Annotated in this window: 17 protein-coding genes; 5 read left to right on the forward strand and 12 right to left on the reverse strand. The window is 57.4% G+C overall.

From position 1 onward, the window contains the following. Nucleotides 1-119: 119 nt before the first annotated feature. Nucleotides 120-791 carry a Crp/Fnr family transcriptional regulator gene (locus tag B5G06_RS12670; protein ID WP_087189420.1) on the reverse strand — a complete coding sequence of 224 codons (672 nt, stop codon included), beginning with the start codon at nt 789-791 and terminating at the stop codon, nt 120-122. Between the two features lie 104 nt (nt 792-895). Here B5G06_RS12670 and hcp point away from each other — a divergent pair, with 104 nt between their 5' ends. Then, the gene (gene hcp, locus B5G06_RS12675; RefSeq protein WP_087189421.1) at nt 896-2,533 is read left to right on the forward strand and encodes a hydroxylamine reductase; all 1,638 of its coding nucleotides are present in this window, start codon (nt 896-898) and stop codon (nt 2,531-2,533) included. A 36-nt stretch (nt 2,534-2,569) separates the two neighbouring features. On the opposite strand, the gene B5G06_RS12680 is transcribed toward hcp, so the two are convergent. The 4 genes from B5G06_RS12680 to B5G06_RS12695 form a co-directional block, all read right to left on the reverse strand. Then, nucleotides 2,570-3,046, reverse strand: coding sequence for a TspO/MBR family protein (locus B5G06_RS12680; protein WP_087189422.1), 477 nt, complete (start codon nt 3,044-3,046; stop codon nt 2,570-2,572). Between the two features lie 48 nt (nt 3,047-3,094). Beyond that, on the reverse strand, nt 3,095-3,700 hold the full coding sequence (locus tag B5G06_RS12685; RefSeq protein WP_087189423.1) for a hypothetical protein: 606 nt from the start codon (nt 3,698-3,700) through the stop codon (nt 3,095-3,097). After that, nucleotides 3,688-4,200: a flavodoxin family protein gene (locus tag B5G06_RS12690; protein WP_143382756.1), complete on the reverse strand. Its 513-nt coding sequence runs from the start codon at nt 4,198-4,200 to the stop codon at nt 3,688-3,690. Before B5G06_RS12690 ends, B5G06_RS12685 begins: the two co-directional genes overlap by 13 nt. Before the next feature lie 146 nt (nt 4,201-4,346). After that, nucleotides 4,347-4,928 carry an HD domain-containing protein gene (locus tag B5G06_RS12695; RefSeq protein ID WP_087189425.1) on the reverse strand — a complete coding sequence of 194 codons (582 nt, stop codon included), beginning with the start codon at nt 4,926-4,928 and terminating at the stop codon, nt 4,347-4,349. Between the two features lie 791 nt (nt 4,929-5,719). Here B5G06_RS12695 and B5G06_RS12705 point away from each other — a divergent pair. Beyond that, complete coding sequence (locus tag B5G06_RS12705) at nt 5,720-6,847, forward strand: DUF362 domain-containing protein (RefSeq protein WP_087189427.1); 1,128 nt, start codon at nt 5,720-5,722, stop codon at nt 6,845-6,847. Nucleotides 6,848-6,871: 24 nt separating this feature from the next. Next, nucleotides 6,872-7,537, forward strand: a complete 666-nt coding sequence (gene deoC / locus B5G06_RS12710) for a deoxyribose-phosphate aldolase (protein WP_087189428.1) — start codon at nt 6,872-6,874, stop codon at nt 7,535-7,537. 100 nt (nt 7,538-7,637) lie between these two features. Here the strand turns inward: deoC and B5G06_RS12715 are convergent, their stop codons facing one another. Beyond that, the gene (locus tag B5G06_RS12715) at nt 7,638-8,183 is read right to left on the reverse strand and encodes a flavodoxin family protein (protein ID WP_087189429.1); all 546 of its coding nucleotides are present in this window, start codon (nt 8,181-8,183) and stop codon (nt 7,638-7,640) included. 143 nt (nt 8,184-8,326) lie between these two features. Here B5G06_RS12715 and B5G06_RS12720 point away from each other — a divergent pair, with 143 nt between their 5' ends. Next, nucleotides 8,327-8,677 carry a winged helix-turn-helix transcriptional regulator gene (locus B5G06_RS12720; RefSeq protein ID WP_087189430.1) on the forward strand — a complete coding sequence of 117 codons (351 nt, stop codon included), beginning with the start codon at nt 8,327-8,329 and terminating at the stop codon, nt 8,675-8,677. 80 nt (nt 8,678-8,757) lie between these two features. Here the strand turns inward: B5G06_RS12720 and ptsP are convergent, their stop codons facing one another. The 6 genes from ptsP to B5G06_RS12750 form a co-directional block, all read right to left on the reverse strand. Continuing rightward, nucleotides 8,758-10,470 (reverse strand): phosphoenolpyruvate--protein phosphotransferase, encoded by a 1,713-nt coding sequence (gene ptsP / locus B5G06_RS12725; RefSeq protein WP_204220857.1) that lies wholly within the window; start codon nt 10,468-10,470, stop codon nt 8,758-8,760. A gap of 40 nt (nt 10,471-10,510) precedes the next feature. After that, nucleotides 10,511-10,774 carry an HPr family phosphocarrier protein gene (locus B5G06_RS12730; protein ID WP_087189431.1) on the reverse strand — a complete coding sequence of 88 codons (264 nt, stop codon included), beginning with the start codon at nt 10,772-10,774 and terminating at the stop codon, nt 10,511-10,513. Between the two features lie 55 nt (nt 10,775-10,829). After that, nucleotides 10,830-12,749, reverse strand: a complete 1,920-nt coding sequence (locus B5G06_RS12735) for a PTS fructose transporter subunit IIABC (protein ID WP_087189432.1) — start codon at nt 12,747-12,749, stop codon at nt 10,830-10,832. Nucleotides 12,750-12,770: 21 nt separating this feature from the next. After that, complete coding sequence (pfkB, locus tag B5G06_RS12740) at nt 12,771-13,673, reverse strand: 1-phosphofructokinase (RefSeq protein ID WP_087189433.1); 903 nt, start codon at nt 13,671-13,673, stop codon at nt 12,771-12,773. After that, nucleotides 13,670-14,419, reverse strand: coding sequence for a DeoR/GlpR family DNA-binding transcription regulator (locus B5G06_RS12745; protein ID WP_087189434.1), 750 nt, complete (start codon nt 14,417-14,419; stop codon nt 13,670-13,672). Before B5G06_RS12745 ends, pfkB begins: the two co-directional genes overlap by 4 nt. A gap of 263 nt (nt 14,420-14,682) precedes the next feature. Beyond that, a complete protein-coding gene (locus B5G06_RS12750; RefSeq protein WP_087189435.1) occupies nt 14,683-14,865 on the reverse strand; it encodes a hypothetical protein in 183 nt (60 codons plus the stop codon). Nucleotides 14,866-15,010: 145 nt separating this feature from the next. On the opposite strand from B5G06_RS12750, the gene B5G06_RS12755 reads away from it, so the two are divergent. Further along, the gene (locus B5G06_RS12755; RefSeq protein ID WP_087189436.1) at nt 15,011-15,691 is read left to right on the forward strand and encodes a Crp/Fnr family transcriptional regulator; all 681 of its coding nucleotides are present in this window, start codon (nt 15,011-15,013) and stop codon (nt 15,689-15,691) included. Nucleotides 15,692-15,816: the final 125 nt, after the last annotated feature.

Here is a 15,816-nt window from a genome sequence, read left to right on the forward strand (position 1 = left end):
GGGTAAGCCCGAGAAAGAAATGCAGTCGGCAAACCTTTCGGGGCCCCTTAAGGGGCTTCGTCCGTATCAGGCCCTTTTAGGGCCTACTCAAGCCTCCGGCTTAGCCGGAGGTTTTGACTTCAGAGATGAGACAAATCGGAGGTGAGGGTAAAGCGGTTTCTCTCCACCAGCAGCAGCCCGTCCCGCTGCATTTTGCTCAACTCGTTGGACAGAGCGCTGCGCTCCACGTTCAGATAGTCGGCCAGCTGCTGACGGTTGAAGGGAACGGTGAAACTGGGGCTGCCGCTCCGGCGGGCCTGGTAGGACAGATAGGAGAGCAGACGCCCCCGGATGGTTTTGGAAGCGGTGTGGAAGATCTTCCGAGACAAATTCAGATTTTTCTGGGCGGACAAAAGGAGCAGGTTTCGAATCAGCTTGCTGTGGTGGGCGCAGGTATGGGGGCATACTTGTAACACTCGTTCAACATTGAGGAAGAGTACCTGGCTCTCCTCTGCTGCCACTACATCCACCATCAGAGGTTCTCCCGGTACACAGGCATAGGTTTCGGCAAAAATCTGTCCAGGGCCAATTTTGTCCAATACAGTGGTGTTGCCCCACAGGTCGTCGGTCTGGATCAGTGTGCTGCCAGAGAGTACCATGCCCAGATCAGTGACATAATCTCCGCTATGGTAGATCTGCTCCCCCTTGGCATATCCTCGCTCCATTGCGCCGAGGCAGTTCAGCATGGCCTCCGCCTCCAGGGAAGATGTTCCCCGGAACAGGGCGGTGTTGGCCAGCAAGGTTCCCTTCATATTTCCCTCCTGAGTGTTGTTTTAACAACAGACTTGTTGTTGATATTATACTATACTAAGCCCACAACGGCAAGCGGGCCGTGCAAAACCAGGAGGGCTTATCAATGGAACACAATATGTTTTGCTATCAGTGCCAGGAGACCGCCGGCTGCACCGGCTGCACCCGGGTGGGTGTTTGCGGCAAGACCGCCGATGTGGCGGCTATGCAGGATCTGCTGGTCTATGTGACAAAGGGGTTGTCCGCGGTGACCACCGCCCTGCGGGCGCAGGGCCTGCCGGTGGAGCGGTCGGTCAATCACCTCATCACCCTGAATTTGTTTACCACCATCACCAATGCTAATTTTGATAAAGAGGCCATTGAGGCCCGCATCCGTGCCACCCTTGAGGCCAAGACGGATTTGCTGGCCCGGGTAAAGGAACGGGAGAGCCTGCCTGAGGCCGCCCTGTGGGACGGCTCCGGGGATTGGACGGTCAAGGCTGCCCAGGTGGGAGTACTGTCTACTGAAAATGAGGACATTCGCTCTCTGCGGGAGCTCATTACCTACGGCCTCAAAGGCCTGTCCGCCTACTCCAAGCACGCCAATGCGCTGATGCAGGACGATGACGAGGTGGACGCCTTCCTTCAGCGGGCTCTGGCGGCTACCCTGGATGACGGCCTCACCGCCGACGACCTGGTGGCCCTGACTCTGGAGACCGGCAAATACGGCGTTCAGGGCATGGCCCTGCTGGATAAGGCTAACACTGGGGCCTACGGCAATCCGGAGATTACCAGGGTCAACATCGGCGTGGGCAAGAATCCGGGTATTCTGGTATCCGGCCACGATCTGAAAGACCTGGAGCAGTTGCTGGAGCAGACCCAGGGCACCGGCGTGGATGTGTATACCCACTCGGAGATGCTGCCTGCCCATTACTACCCCGCCTTCAAGAAATATTCCAACTTTGTGGGCAACTACGGCAATGCCTGGTGGAAGCAGAAGGAGGAGTTTGAGTCCTTCCATGGCCCCATCCTCATGACCACCAACTGCATCGTGCCGCCCAAGGAGAGCTACAAGGACCGGCTGTATACCACCGGAGCCACCGGATTCCCCGGCTGCAAGCACATCACCGGCGGTGTAGGGGAGAAGAAGGACTTCTCCGCCCTCATCGAGCACGCAAAGAAATGCGCTCCCCCTGAGGAGATCGAGACCGGCGAGATCGTGGGCGGCTTTGCCCATGCTCAGGTGCTGGCCCTGGCCGACCAGGTAGTGGAGGCTGTTAAGAGCGGCGCCATCAAAAAGTTTGTGGTGATGGCAGGCTGTGACGGTCGGGCCAAGAGCCGGAACTACTACACCGAGTTTGCCAAGGCCCTGCCTCGGGACACGGTGATCCTCACTGCCGGCTGCGCCAAGTACAAGTACAACAAGCTGGACCTGGGGGACATCGGTGGAATTCCCCGGGTGCTGGACGCGGGCCAGTGCAACGACTCTTACTCTCTGGCGGTCATTGCCCTGAAGCTGAAGGAGGTTTTTGGGCTGGACGATATCAACGACCTGCCTATCGTGTACAACATCGCCTGGTATGAGCAGAAGGCGGTCATCGTGCTGCTGGCGTTGTTGTACCTGGGTGTGAAAAACATCCACCTGGGGCCCACACTGCCCGCCTTCCTCAGCCCCAATGTGGTCAAGGTGCTGGTGGACAACTTTGGTATCGCCGGCATTGGTACCGTGGAAGAGGATATGAAGCTGTTTTTTGGCAAGAACTGAATAGAAAATCCGGCAGGCCATGCCTGCCGGATTTTTTTATCGATTGAGATACCAAACGCCTAGGTTAAGGTAGGCGGCAAAACTCACCCACAGCAGGTAGGGGAACAGCAGCCAGGCGGCAATGGGGTCAATCTTGCGGAAGGTGAGGAACAGCCAAAGGATCAGTGCCCATAGCACCACCAGCCAAATAAGGGCAAAACCGAAGGCTTGGAGATTAAAGAACAGGATGCTCCAGAAGAAATTAAAGACCAGTTGTACGGCGTAGAGCACCAGCCCCCGGGTTCGGAGATCCGACGGCGGTGAGAGCCAGATCCGGGCGGCAGCAATGGCCATCAGGGCAAAGAGGATGCGCCAGACAATGGGAAAGACGATGGCAGGCGGGGACAGAGGCGGCTGTATAATGGACTGACTGTAAGCCTGAGCTCCGTCCCGGGTGAGCCAGCCGGAGAGAAAGCCCACTCCCTCCGTAACGAGGATAAACAGGGCATAGATTTTCCAGGGAACTTGTTTCATATTGTATCACCTGGAGTCAGTATATACAGAGCCGCGCCCCATTATACCTTACGGGCCTTCGATATCCATGGCGGCCATCTGGGTCTGGGAGTTCCCGAATTGCGCGCCCCGGCTCAGCCAGTACCGGTTGGCGGCCCGCAGGAACAATCCCTTTGTCAACGGCATGGTGATGGAAAGCTGAACAGAGCGGCCTTTTTGAATGGATCGGGCCAGCTTTTGGATCTTTCGACGAGCCATCCCCATAAACGGAGTGGTGGGGAAGGCCTCGCCGCAGCCCATCCGCAGAACACTTCCCAGCTTATGCCCGCCCCGTTTACAGAAGAGCCGGATCATGTCTATCGCCACATCGTTCTGATGGGGCTCCCGAAAGCCGCAGTTAATGATCACATGGACGGTAAGGGGGGCGGTAGGTTGCTCCAGCATGGCCTTCAAAAATTCCATCAGACCGGAAGGTAGGCCATCGGTATAGAGGGGAAAAACCAGCAGCAGGTCGGAGCATTCCCTCAACTGTTCCAGGCAGGCGGTGTGCTGCCGCTGGAGTACGCTGTACTGTTCATATGAGCCGGACCAGGCGGACAAAAAGGCCTGAATGTATTGCTTGGAGTTGGATTTAGGGGCCCGGGGGCTGCCGTTGATAATCATCAGTTTGCCCATGTCTGTACCACCTTTCCGGCCAGCTCTTCCGCCTGGGCCTGGGAATCTGCGAAGTGAATGGTATAGTGCTCCGCCAGCGTATTCAGGGCATTGCGGGTCAACCAGCGGTCGAACACGGCCTGCTCCTCCTCATCCTGGGCGCCGTAAGCCACCACCGTCAGTTCCTTTGGCTTCACGGCACGCTGGACGTGGTGACTTTCTCCGTGGTGAAGGCGGATAAAGGCCTGCTGATTGGGTAGGGAACGCTCCATCAACCGCTTCATGGGCAGATCATAGCAGCCCAGGAACAGATGACTGACCACCAGCAGCCGGTCACAGCGGGCAATATCCGGATAGATGGACGGGGCGTCGTCCCGAATGACGCAGCGGCCTGGCGTCTTGATCCAGCATCCAAAGCAGCCCACGCAGGGGGCAATCGCCTGTTCCGCCACGTTGACCAGCCGCAAATCACTACCTGCGGGCAAGGAAGAGAGGGGGCAGTCTGTCAATATCAGGTCCATGGGTATGCTACGCTCCTTTTTTCTGTGGGGATACAACAGCTAACAGTATATCATAGATGAGGTGAAAATCCTAGCAAAATAATATGAATAAAGAAAAAAGAAGGACCTGCTGTCGGGAGGGGCAGCAGGTCCTTGGATCAGTACGCTTAAAGGTCGGCGCACTGGGCCTCAATGGAGGCCTCACAGTCCTTCATGGCCTGAAGGGTGCGCTCCAGCAGGTCGTTCAGTTCCCAGCCCAGCAGTTGGGCGCCCTGGGCGATGGTTTCCCGGGAGCAGCCGGCGGCAAAGCGTTTGTCCTTGTACTTCTTTTTCAGACTGGATAACTCCATATCCTGCACGCTCTTGGAGGGACGCATGAGGGCGGCAGCCCCGATCAGGCCGGTGAGCTCGTCGACAGCAAAGAGAACCTTCTCCATCTGGTGCTCCGGCTCTGCGTTGCCCTCGGTCATACCCCAGCCGTGGCTGACCACCGCGTGGATGAGGGCGGGGTCCAGGCCTTGCTCCTCCATGATCTCCCGGACCTTGACGCAGTGCTCGTCGGGATACTGCTCAAAGTCCAGATCGTGGAGGAGTCCTGCTGTGGCCCAGAAGTCAGCTTCCGTCTCATAGCCCAGCTGACGGGCAAACCAGCCCATGACAGCCTCTACGGTAAAGGCGTGACGGAGATGGAAGGGTTCCTTATTGTATGTTTTCAGCAGGTCCAGGGCCTGCGCGCGGGTCAATTCCATGATAACGGCCTCCTTTTGTGCTTTGTCACATTATAGCACAGAAGAACGCCCGATGCAAAGCAATGTGCAGACCTATGGCTGCACCGGCGGAGGAAGAAAGGTTTGCCCGCCGATACCCTCCAGAGGAAAGAGGGGCGCGTGGTAACGGGCAGCAAAGCGCTCCAGCTGGTCCATGGAGTCAATCTGGCGGTATTGAGCGCTGATGCGGTCCTGTACATGAGCGGGCAGGTGGTCAAAGTATTCCTGCGCTCTGGAATCGTGGCGAAACAGGACATAAAGATCCCTGTAATATGCTCTCATCATATCACCCCGAAGTTAGGATGTGCGGTATGAAGCTGCTCTATAGGTGAAAAAATGAAGGAGTTGCTGCAAGAATAGGTTCGTCGATTTGGCCAGGGAAAAAGACGAATGAAAAATGGGTGCTGATATTTGCAGTAAACCTGGGAAAAACGACACTCTAAAAGGGCAATCAAAATAGAATAATAGTTTACATAATTAAATATATGAGAGGTGGAAATATGAGGGCCAGAATAGAGACACCTGATTTATGGATGAATTTGTCCACATATCCACAGAGATTTCCACAATGGGGAAAAGAAGAAAAAGGAAACTATCAGGTTTTCGGTAACATAATGCAAAAATAAAGCGCAGATGAAAGAACACAGGGGGCACCTTTCAAAGTGGGGTGGCGAAAAAGGCGTGCACAAGAAAAGCACTTGCGGTTCCAGGAAAACCGGTATAAAATAAGTTGAATAAACATTACAGTGTAAACTGGGAGGAATGTTACACCTATGGAACAGGCAAAGGTATACTACTCTGACCTGCGCTGTCAGCCTGGGAAAAACCTGCTGAATAAGTTGGAGAAGCTGATCCGCACTGCCGGGATCGGCGAGATCGATTTTGACCACAAGCTGGTGGCCATCAAGATGCACTTCGGAGAGCCGGGCAATCTGGCCTTTCTGCGGCCCAACTACGCGAAAGTGGTTGCGGATGTGGTAAAGAGTCTGGGCGGCGTGCCCTTCCTGACCGACTGCAACACCCTGTATCCCGGTCGGCGGAAGAATGCCCTGGAGCATCTGGATGCCGCTTTTGAGAATGGTTTCTCTCCGCTGTCTACCGGCTGTCAGGTTATTATCGGCGACGGCCTGCGTGGTAACGATGATGTGGAGGTGCCTGTGGAAGGTGCGGAGCACATCACCACGGCCAAGATCGGCAAGGCCATTATGGAGGCTGATGTAATCATTTCTCTGTCCCACTTCAAGGGTCATGAGCAGACCGGCTTTGGCGGCGCCATTAAGAACCTGGGCATGGGCTGCGGTTCCCGCCGGGGCAAGATGGAGCAGCACGCTCAGGGTAAGCCGGTGGTCAATCAGAAGCACTGCGTAGGCTGCCGGAAGTGTTCCGCCCAGTGTGCCCATGATGCTATCTCCTACGGGGAGGACCGGAAGGCTTCCATTGATCAGAATAAGTGTGTGGGCTGCGGCCGCTGCATCGCAGTGTGCAACGCCGACGCCATCCACGCGGGCTACGACGCCGCCATGGAGGAGCTGAGCTGCCGTATGGCGGAATACGCCAAGGCAGTGGTGGACGGCCGTCCCCAGTTCCATATCAGCCTGGTCATCGATGTGTCCCCCTACTGTGACTGCCATGGAGAGAATGATCTGCCCATCCTGCCTGATGTGGGGATGTTTGCTTCCTTCGATGCCGTGGCGCTGGATCAGGCCTGTGCCGACGCCTGCCTGCGTCAGGCTCCCATCCCCGGCTCCGCACTGGATGAACAGATGCATCAGCCCGGATTCTGCGACCACCATGATCACTTTATCAACAGTATGCCGGAAACTGACTGGAAGGTTTGTCTGGCGCACTGTGAAAAGATCGGTGTGGGTACCCGTGCCTATGAGCTGATCGAGGTAAAATAACGCCCAAAGAAAGGAAGATTTGACATGGACGTAAAGGAGATTCTGGCCCACTGTGACCACACGCTGCTCAAGCAGGAGTCTACCTGGGGGCAGATCAAGGCCGTGTGTGACGATGGCCTGAAGTACGAGTGTGCCTCCGTCTGCATCCCCGCCTCTTTTGTCAAGCAGGCAGCTGACTATGTGGGAAATGATTTGAAGATCTGCACCGTCATTGGTTTCCCCAACGGCTACTCCACCACCGCTGTTAAGGTCTTTGAGACTGAGGACGCTATTCGCAATGGCGCTGATGAGATTGATATGGTCATCAATATCGGCTGGGTCAAGGACCAGCGGTGGGATGACCTGCTGGAGGAGATCAAGTCTATCAAAGCCTCCTGCCAGGGGCGTATCCTGAAGGTCATCGTGGAGACCTGCCTGCTCACCCAGGAGGAGAAGGTAAAGATGTGCCAGATCGTCACCGAGGCGGGGGCCGACTATATCAAGACCTCCACCGGCTTTTCTACCGGCGGCGCTACCCGGGAGGATGTGGCCCTCTTCAAGGCCAACGTGGGTCCCCAGGTGCGTATCAAGGCCGCTGGCGGCATCCGCACCCTTCAGGATGCTGAGGACTTCATCAACCTGGGCGCCGACCGCCTGGGTACTTCCGCCATCGTCAAGCTGGTAAAGGGCCAGACCCCTCAGGGCTACTGAGCTGGTCCAATCGTTCAGAACACAAAAAGGCTTCCCTGCACGACAGCGCAGGGAAGCCTTTTTAAGCTTATTCAGAAAATCAGGAAACCTGTGACACTGGTCAAATCCGATCTGCCAGGGCGGCCGCCTGCCGGCAGCCGTCGGTCTTGTTTACGTCGCCTGGGTTCAGTACGCCAGGCACCAGTACTTCACCCACCATGGTCCACTGATTCAGCGCGGCGGTGCGCTCCATTGGGATGCGAACCCCATCCAGGACAGACAGTTCCTTCTCCTCACAGCAGGCGATCAGGGCGCACTCCTTTCCGGCGATGTTTTTGCCTCCGATCACCAGGGAATAGAGCCGGTCGATAACGCCTTTGATCTGGGCGGGGATGGAGTACCAATATACCGGCATGGTAAAGACAATGGCATCAGCTGCCAGAATGGCGGGGGCGATGGTGTTGAAATCATCGTCAAAGCTACAGGCCTTGCCTGTCCGAAAGCAGGTCTCGCAGGCCCGGCAGCCACCGATGTTCATCATGGCAGCGTCAAATCGGGTGACGGTGTGGCCTTTTTCCTCCGCGGCTTTGATGAAGCTCTCAGTCAAAGCGAAGCTGTTCCCGTTTTTGCGGGGACTGCCTGTAATTACAACCACATTCTTGCCCATAATGTTCCTCCTCATATATGCGGGATTGACTTTCCCGGAACTGGATACTACAATCATAGCAAGAACAGGCGAAAGAACAAGTACGCACATAAAAGTGCGATACTTGCATTGAGGTTCAATACTAACCTGAAGGAGAGCGTTCCATGAGAGAACCGGAAACATACAAGAGTTGTATTTCTGCCGCCCGGCTGGCCGATACGGGTTTCAGCTATACTCTGTCGCTGATCAGCGGAAAATATAAGATGACCATTCTCTATACGCTCATGTGCTTCGGGGTGGTCCGGTTTAATGAGATGAAAAAATATATTGTTGGGATCTCCTATAAAACCCTCAGCTCCACCCTGAAGGAGCTGGAGGCAGACCAGCTGATCCATCGGGAGGAGTACCCCCAGATTCCGCCCAAGGTGGAGTACAGCCTTACGGAGCGGGGGCGGTCACTGATTCCAATTTTGGACCAGATGTGTGACTGGGGTGAACAAAACCGGCTTCCTTAAGTGTTGGATCATGACGGAGCGGCCCCCGGCAAAAGCCGGGGGCCGCTCTGTTTGATGAGGAAGAAGGAAAAAGGATAGGTTTAGTCTTTGACTGCGGACTGGAGATAACCCTCCACGCCGGAGGCGGTGGACAGGCTCATGGCCTCTTGGGTTACCTGGGCCGCCTGGGCAGCGTGCCAGTGATGGATCTGGGCACGGGTGGCCAGTACAGCAGAGGAACTGACGGAAAACTCATCCAGTCCCCAGGTCATGAGCAGGGGGATGAGTCGGGGATCGGCGGCAGCCTCGCCGCACATACCCACCGGAATACCAGCCTCTTTTGCCGCGGTAATCACGCTGCGGATGGAACGGAGCACAGCGGGATGGAAGGCGGTGTACAGATTTTCCACCTGGGCATTGCCCCGATCCACCGCCATGGTGTACTGGGTCAGGTCATTGGTACCGATGGAGAAGAAGTCGCACTCCCGTGCCAACAGGTCGGCGATGAGGGCGGCAGCGGGAGTCTCCACCATGATACCCAGGGGGATGTCCTTGTGGTAGGGCAGACCCTCAGCTTCCAGCTCGGCCTTGCAGGTCTCCAACAGAGCCCGGGCGCCGCGGATCTCCTCCAGAGAGGTGACCAGGGGCAGCATAATCTTGATGTTCTTTTCCTCAGCGCCTGCCCGCAGCAGGGCCCGAAGCTGGACCTTGTACAGGTCGGGGTTGTCCAGGCAGTAGCGGATGGCCCGGTGGCCCAGGAAGGGGTTGTCCTCGTGTGCCATCCCCAGGTACTCTACCGCCTTGTCGCCGCCTACATCCAGGGTGCGGATGATGACCTCTTTGCCCGCCATGATGCGGGAAACAGCCAAATAGGCCTCATACTGTTCAGTTTCAGTAGGCACGCTGTTCCGGTCCATGAACAGGAACTCGGTGCGGAACAGGCCGATGCCCTCGGCGCCAGCTTCCGCGGCTGCGCCAGCCTCCGCGGGGGAGCCGATGTTGGAGTACAGGGCATAACGGTTGCCCTCGGCATCCACGGTCTCCCGGTCCCGGTAGACAGCCAGCAGGGCCTTTCTGCGGAGGAACTCCTCCTGCTTGGCCAGATACTCGGCCAGAGTGCGCTGGTCCGGGTTGACCATGGCGGTCCCTTCGCTGCCGTCCACGATGACGCTGTCACCGTCCTTCAGCTGCTCCATGACCCGGGGCACGCTGAGTACGGCGGGCAGCTCCAGGGCCCGTGCAAGGATGGCGGAGTGGCTGGTCCGGCCGCCCACCTCGGTAAGGATGGCGGCAACGTGCTCCTTGTCCAGGCCCACCGTCATGGAGGGCGTCAGATCATGGGCTACCAGCACACTGCCTGCGGGCAGATGACTCACATCCACGCCGGTGACCCCCAGCAGGATGGCCAGCATCCGGCTGCGGATGTCCCGCACATCGGTGGCGCGCTGGCGCATGAGCTCGTCATCCACTCCGGCGAACATCTCGGCGTACATGGTGCACACCTGATCCACCGCTGCCTCGGCGCACTGGCCGGCATCAATGACCTCCTCCATCTGGCTCTGCATAAAGGGGTCGCTCAGCATCATGATCTGGCCGGTGAGGATCTCGGATTCCTTTTCTCCCACCTGTGCCCGGATGTGCTCCGCCATGGCGGTGGTCTTCTCGTTAAACTGGGTGATAGCTGCCTGGAGCCGATCTTTCTCTACCTCTTTGCCGCCGTATTTCACGGCGGAGTAGTCCAGACTTTGCTCCCGGACGCAGACGGCCTTACCGATGCCGATTCCGTCCGAAGCGGCGATGCCCCGTAAGATCATAGCGGTCTCCTCCTGTTTGTCGGTTCGGGGGTCCGGGCGATCACTCGCCCAGACCGGATTCCACCAGCTCCACAGCGGCCTTCAGAGCGTCGGCCTCCTGCTCGCCGCAGCACTGGATCTCGATCTCGCTGCCCTGCTTGATGCAGGCGGCCATCAGATGCATGATGCTCTTGGCGTTGATGTTCTTGCCGTTGAAAACGATGGTGACGTCGCTCTTGTACTTGGCCATGGTATTGACAAAGAGCTGAGCGGGACGCATATGCATACCCTGGGGATTGACGATCTTAGTCTTAGCGGTAACCATAGTAATACTTCCTTTCTGTATTCAGTCAAATGGGATGGATGAGGTGATAATTTGGTTAAGCCTTTTTCTTTTTGAGCAGGCCCAGCAGAATCATGCCGACCAGAGAGCCCACCACAAGGGCGACCACATAGCCCAGGATATTGGTCATGACGGGGAAGACGAAGATGCCGCCGTGAGGTGCGGGGAGGGCGCAGCCAAAGGCCATGGACAGAGCGCCGGCCACACCGGAGCCCACAATGCAGGCGGGCAGGACACGGAGAGGATCGCTGGCGGCGAAGGGAATGGCACCCTCGGTGATGAAGCACAGGCCCATGATGTAGTTGACCACGCCGGACTTGCGCTCATCCTCGGTGAAACGGTTGCGGAAGAAGGTGGTGGCCAGAGCAATGGCGATGGGGGGCACCATGCCGCCGATCATGACGGTAGCCATGATATCGGAGCCCTGTCCGGCGGCCATGGTGGCCAGGGTGGAGGTACCAAACACATAAGCGGCTTTATTGAAGGGACCGCCCATATCCACGGCCATCATACCGGCCAGTACGATACCGAGCACGATCTTGCTGCCCTCGCCCATGGCCTCCAGACCGGAGTACAGGGCGGTGTTGATGGCGCCCACAATGGGATTGATGAGGCACATAAACAGGCCAATGATGAGAAGTCCCACCACGGGGTAGATCAGGATGGGTTTGAGGCCCTCCAATGCCCGGGGCAGCTTGTCGCAGACCTTCCGCATACCCAGCATCAGGTAGCCGCCGGCAAAACCGGCAATGAGCGCGCCAAGGAAACCTGCGGAGACGGAAGTGCCGGAGGGGGAGGCGAAGGTAGCGCCGGACACGGCCAGTGCGCCGCCCACAAAGCCGACCATCAGGCCGGGGCGGTCGGCAATGGACATGGCGATGTAACCGGCCAGAATGGGCAGCATGAAGTTGAAGGCCACGCCGCCGATGTTTTTGAACCATGCGGCAATGGGGGTGTTGGTGCCGAAGTTGGCGTAGTCAATGGAGGCGTCGTCCAGCAGGAAGGCCAGAGCGATGAGAATGCCGCCGCCGATCACGAAAGGCAGCATATGGCTGACGCCGTTCATCAGCTGCTTGTACAGCTTGCGGCCAAGGCTTTCATTGGAGGTCTCCTGAACCACCTGGCCGGCGTGATGATAGATGGGGGCGTTGGGCGCCTGACGGATCAGCTCCTCCGGCTTGTGGATGCCATCGGAGACGGGCACCCGCAGGACGGGCTTGCCGTTAAAGCGGGCCAGATCAACCTCTTTGTCGGCGGCAATGATGATGCCGTCACAGGTATCGATCTCTGCCTGGGTCAGAATGTTTTTGGCGCCGCCGGAGCCCTGGGTTTCCACCTTGACGGAGATGCCGATCTCTTTGCCCTTTTTCTCCAGAGCCTCGGCAGCCATATAGGTGTGGGCAATGCCGGTGGGGCAGGCGGTGACTGCCAGGATGCGGGGACCGGCTGAGGGGCTTTCAACAACGGAGGCGGGGGTTTCTGCAGGGACCTCTTCAGGGAATTTGGCAGCCTCGTATTTATCGATGACTTCCATGAAGGTTTTGGGGTCAGAGGCAGCGCGCAGCTCGCTGACAAAGTTGAAATCCATCAGCAGCACCATCAGGTGGGAGAGGATCTCCAAATGCAGATCCCCGTCCATGGGAGCGGCAATCATGAAGAAGAGGTCGGAGGGCTGGCCGTCCATGGCTCCGTAATCTACGCCCTCTTTCAGAATGCAGGCGGCCAGACTGGGGGATTTGACGCAGGCGCTTTTGGCGTGGGGCACGGCAATGCCCATCTCAATGGCGGTGCTGGTCTGGGACTCACGAGCCAGAATGGCCTGCTTATAGGTCTCCCGATCGGTGAGACAGCCACTTTTGCTTTGCAGGTCCACCAGCAGATCGATGGCGCCTTCCTTATCGGCGGCAGACGCTCCCAGTGCGATTTTTTCCGGGCTCAGCAGATCGATGATGCGCATGGTAGTGAGCTCCTTTCTGATTTAGAAGGTATGGATCAGTGCCATGATTTGTTCTTTGGTGGCCAGTCCGTCGGCAAAGGCAGTGGCGGAACCGGCAGCAGCGCCCAGACGCTGGGCATAGGCGTAGTCGCCAGTTTCCAGCCAGCCGGCCAGGAAGCCAGCTACCATGGAGTCACCGGCTCCCACCGAGTTGCGGACTTTACCCTTAGGTACGCCCAGACGGTGGCAGTTTCCCCGCTCGTCCACCAGCAGGGAGCCGTCTCCTGCCATGGAGACCAGTACGTTGCGGGCACCCTTGGCCTGCAGCTGAGCGGCGCAGTGCCGGATCTCGGTATCGGTGACAGGAGTCTTCCCGAAAATCTCACCCAGCTCGAGATTGTTGGGTTTGATAAGGAAGGGGTGATAGGGGAGTGCGCTGCACAGCAGATCACGGGTGCTGTCCACCACAAACTGAATCCCCCGGTCTTCCAGCCGGGCCAGAATCTGCTCGTACACGTCGTGAGACAGGGCGGCAGGCACGGAGCCGGAGATCACCAGGATGTCCCCGGCCTCCAGTCGGTCCAGCTTATCTTGCAGAGACCGCAGAGCCACCGGCCCGATGGTAGGACCTTGGCCGTTGATCTCGGTCTCGTCGCCTCCCTTGACCTTGACATTGATGCGGGTCAGCCCATCGGGAAGCCAGATGAAGTCGGTGCGGATGCCCTGGCTCCGAAGACCCTCCTCCAGGGCCCGGCCGGTGAAGCCGGCCAGGAAACCAAGTGCTACGTTTTCCACACCCAAGGCGGACAAAACAGTGGACACGTTGATGCCCTTGCCGCCATACTGGATCTCCTCGCTCTGAGTGCGGTTGATCTGGCCCGGACGGAGAGCGTCCATCCAAACCACATAGTCCAGAGCGGGATTAAAGGTTACTGTATAGATCATGCGGATACCTCCTTGATCACCGTGTGTTCCAGATAGCTGGGATCGGGCAGATGCTCGGTAATGATAGTGGCCTTTTCCAGAGGAAGTACAGTCACAGTGGATACCAACTCAAATTTGCTGCTGTCGGCCAGTACAAAGGTGAGGTAGGACTGCTCGGCGGCTTTGGTCTTGATGGCGGCCTCCTCCGGGTCGGGGGTGGTGAAGCCTTGACGGATGGTAATGCCGTTAATGCCCAGGAAGGCCTTGGTGAAGTTATACTTACCAAGCTCCTCCAACGCGCCGGTGCCCACCACAGCCCAGGTGCCCGGCTTAAGATAGCCGCCCAACACATAGCCGCGCAGCCCCAGTTCCATCAGCCGTTGGGCGCAGGCAATACCGTTGGTGACAAAGGTGGCGCGGGAGCCCTTTAAATACTCCAGCATCCGTACCGTGGTGGTACCTGCGTCCAGGTAGACCACGTCGTCATTGTTGATAAGCTCGGCGGCATAATGGGCGATGAGATCTTTTTCATCCCGGTGGAGCAGGGACTTGGTGGTTACGTCCGGTTCTTCCCCTTGAAAGGTGCTGCTGGTCAGAACCGCTCCGCCGTGTACCTTGTTTAGTCTGCCCTGGCGGGCCAGAATGGTAAGATCCCGCCGGATGGTGGCCTCTGATGCGCCGGTGAGCTCGCACAGACGCGTTACGCTGGCAGCCCTGCTGTTGGTCAGTTCCTGTAGGATGGTTTCAAAACGCTGCTCTGCCAACATTGAGAATCCCTCCTCTATGCTCTAGTTTGATTGAAAATGACTGTTCTATCTTGTGACTTCAATATAGCACTGATAACAATCATAGTCAATCATAATCAATCAAGTTTACACACAAAAAATCAGACTGATTTTTAGACAGTCTGACGAATTGATCGGGGCGTCCTCTGGTAAAATCCAGCTAAAAAAGAAAACTCAAGATAGGAAGCAAGCAAAAACGATCAAAAAAGGTGCGCCGGTGGAGAAAACACACCGGCGCATAGATATTACTGGAGCAGACCCATAATCATGGTAACGATTCCGGCTACCAGGAGCACAGCTCCACCCACTTTTGTAGTGATGCTGGAGCGCATCCGCCGAAAAACGGTTTGCAGTTTTTCAAAGGGGATCAGAAGGAAAATCAGGCCCAGGATGATGAACAGAGCGCCCAGGGAGAAATAGACCATCATGGTTTCACCCACCGTTTCTTATGGAGTAGTTCCATCTTACCAGTTCTGGCCTGGTATTGCAAGAGTTCCTTGTATTTCGAAGGGACATCTGATAGGATAACAGAGAAATCAGGTGAGGAGCCGAGGACTTCAATGGAGGGCATCCATGCGGGAATATGGGGGAGCGCTGCGCCGGACGGCGCTGTTTCGCGGAATGGAAGAGGAGGAGCTGTTTGCTCTGCTGGATTGTATGGGCGGCGGTGTGCGGCGGTATCCGCGGGGGACTGCGGTGCTTCGAGCGGGAGATCCAGCTACCCATTTGGGCGTAGTGCTGGCCGGTCAGGTGCAGGTGAGCCGCATCCGACCTGACGGGCAGCGGATCGTGATGGGGGAGATGGGGCCAGGACGGCTGTTTGCCGAGTCCTATGCCTGTGCCGGGGCGGAGAGTTTACCGGTCACCGTTACCGCCACAGCCGATACGGCGGTGCTGCTGCTGGATTGCAGGCGGCTATCTACCCCCTGTGCCTCGGCCTGCGGAGCCCACGGAAAACTGATCCACAACCTGCTGTGGGTGCTGGCGGAGAAAAATCTGTTTCTCACGGGGAAACTGGATCACCTCTCAGGACGAACTATTCGGGAGCGGCTGCTCTCCTACCTGGAGGAGGAGGCAGCCCGCACCGGTCGGACCACGGTGGTGGTGCCCTTTGACCGCCAGGCGCTGGCGGACTACCTCTGTGTGGATCGAAGCGCACTATCCCGCACCATCGGTCAGTTACAGAGGGAAGGGATGCTGGAGGCCGACCGCCGGCGGTTCCGTCTGAAGGGGCTGCCAGAGTCTCAGAAATAAGAAAGCGGGCCTGTTGCAAAATGCGCAGCTCGTACAAAGACCCGTCATTCCGAGAAAAACGGCCGCCCGGTGGGCGGCCGTTTTTCGTGGGAATCCGCCCCTTTTGCCGAGGAAACGGATTGCCA

Source organism: Flavonifractor sp. An52 (assembly GCF_002159385.1).
Classification (GTDB): domain Bacteria; phylum Bacillota; class Clostridia; order Oscillospirales; family Oscillospiraceae; genus Flavonifractor; species Flavonifractor avicola.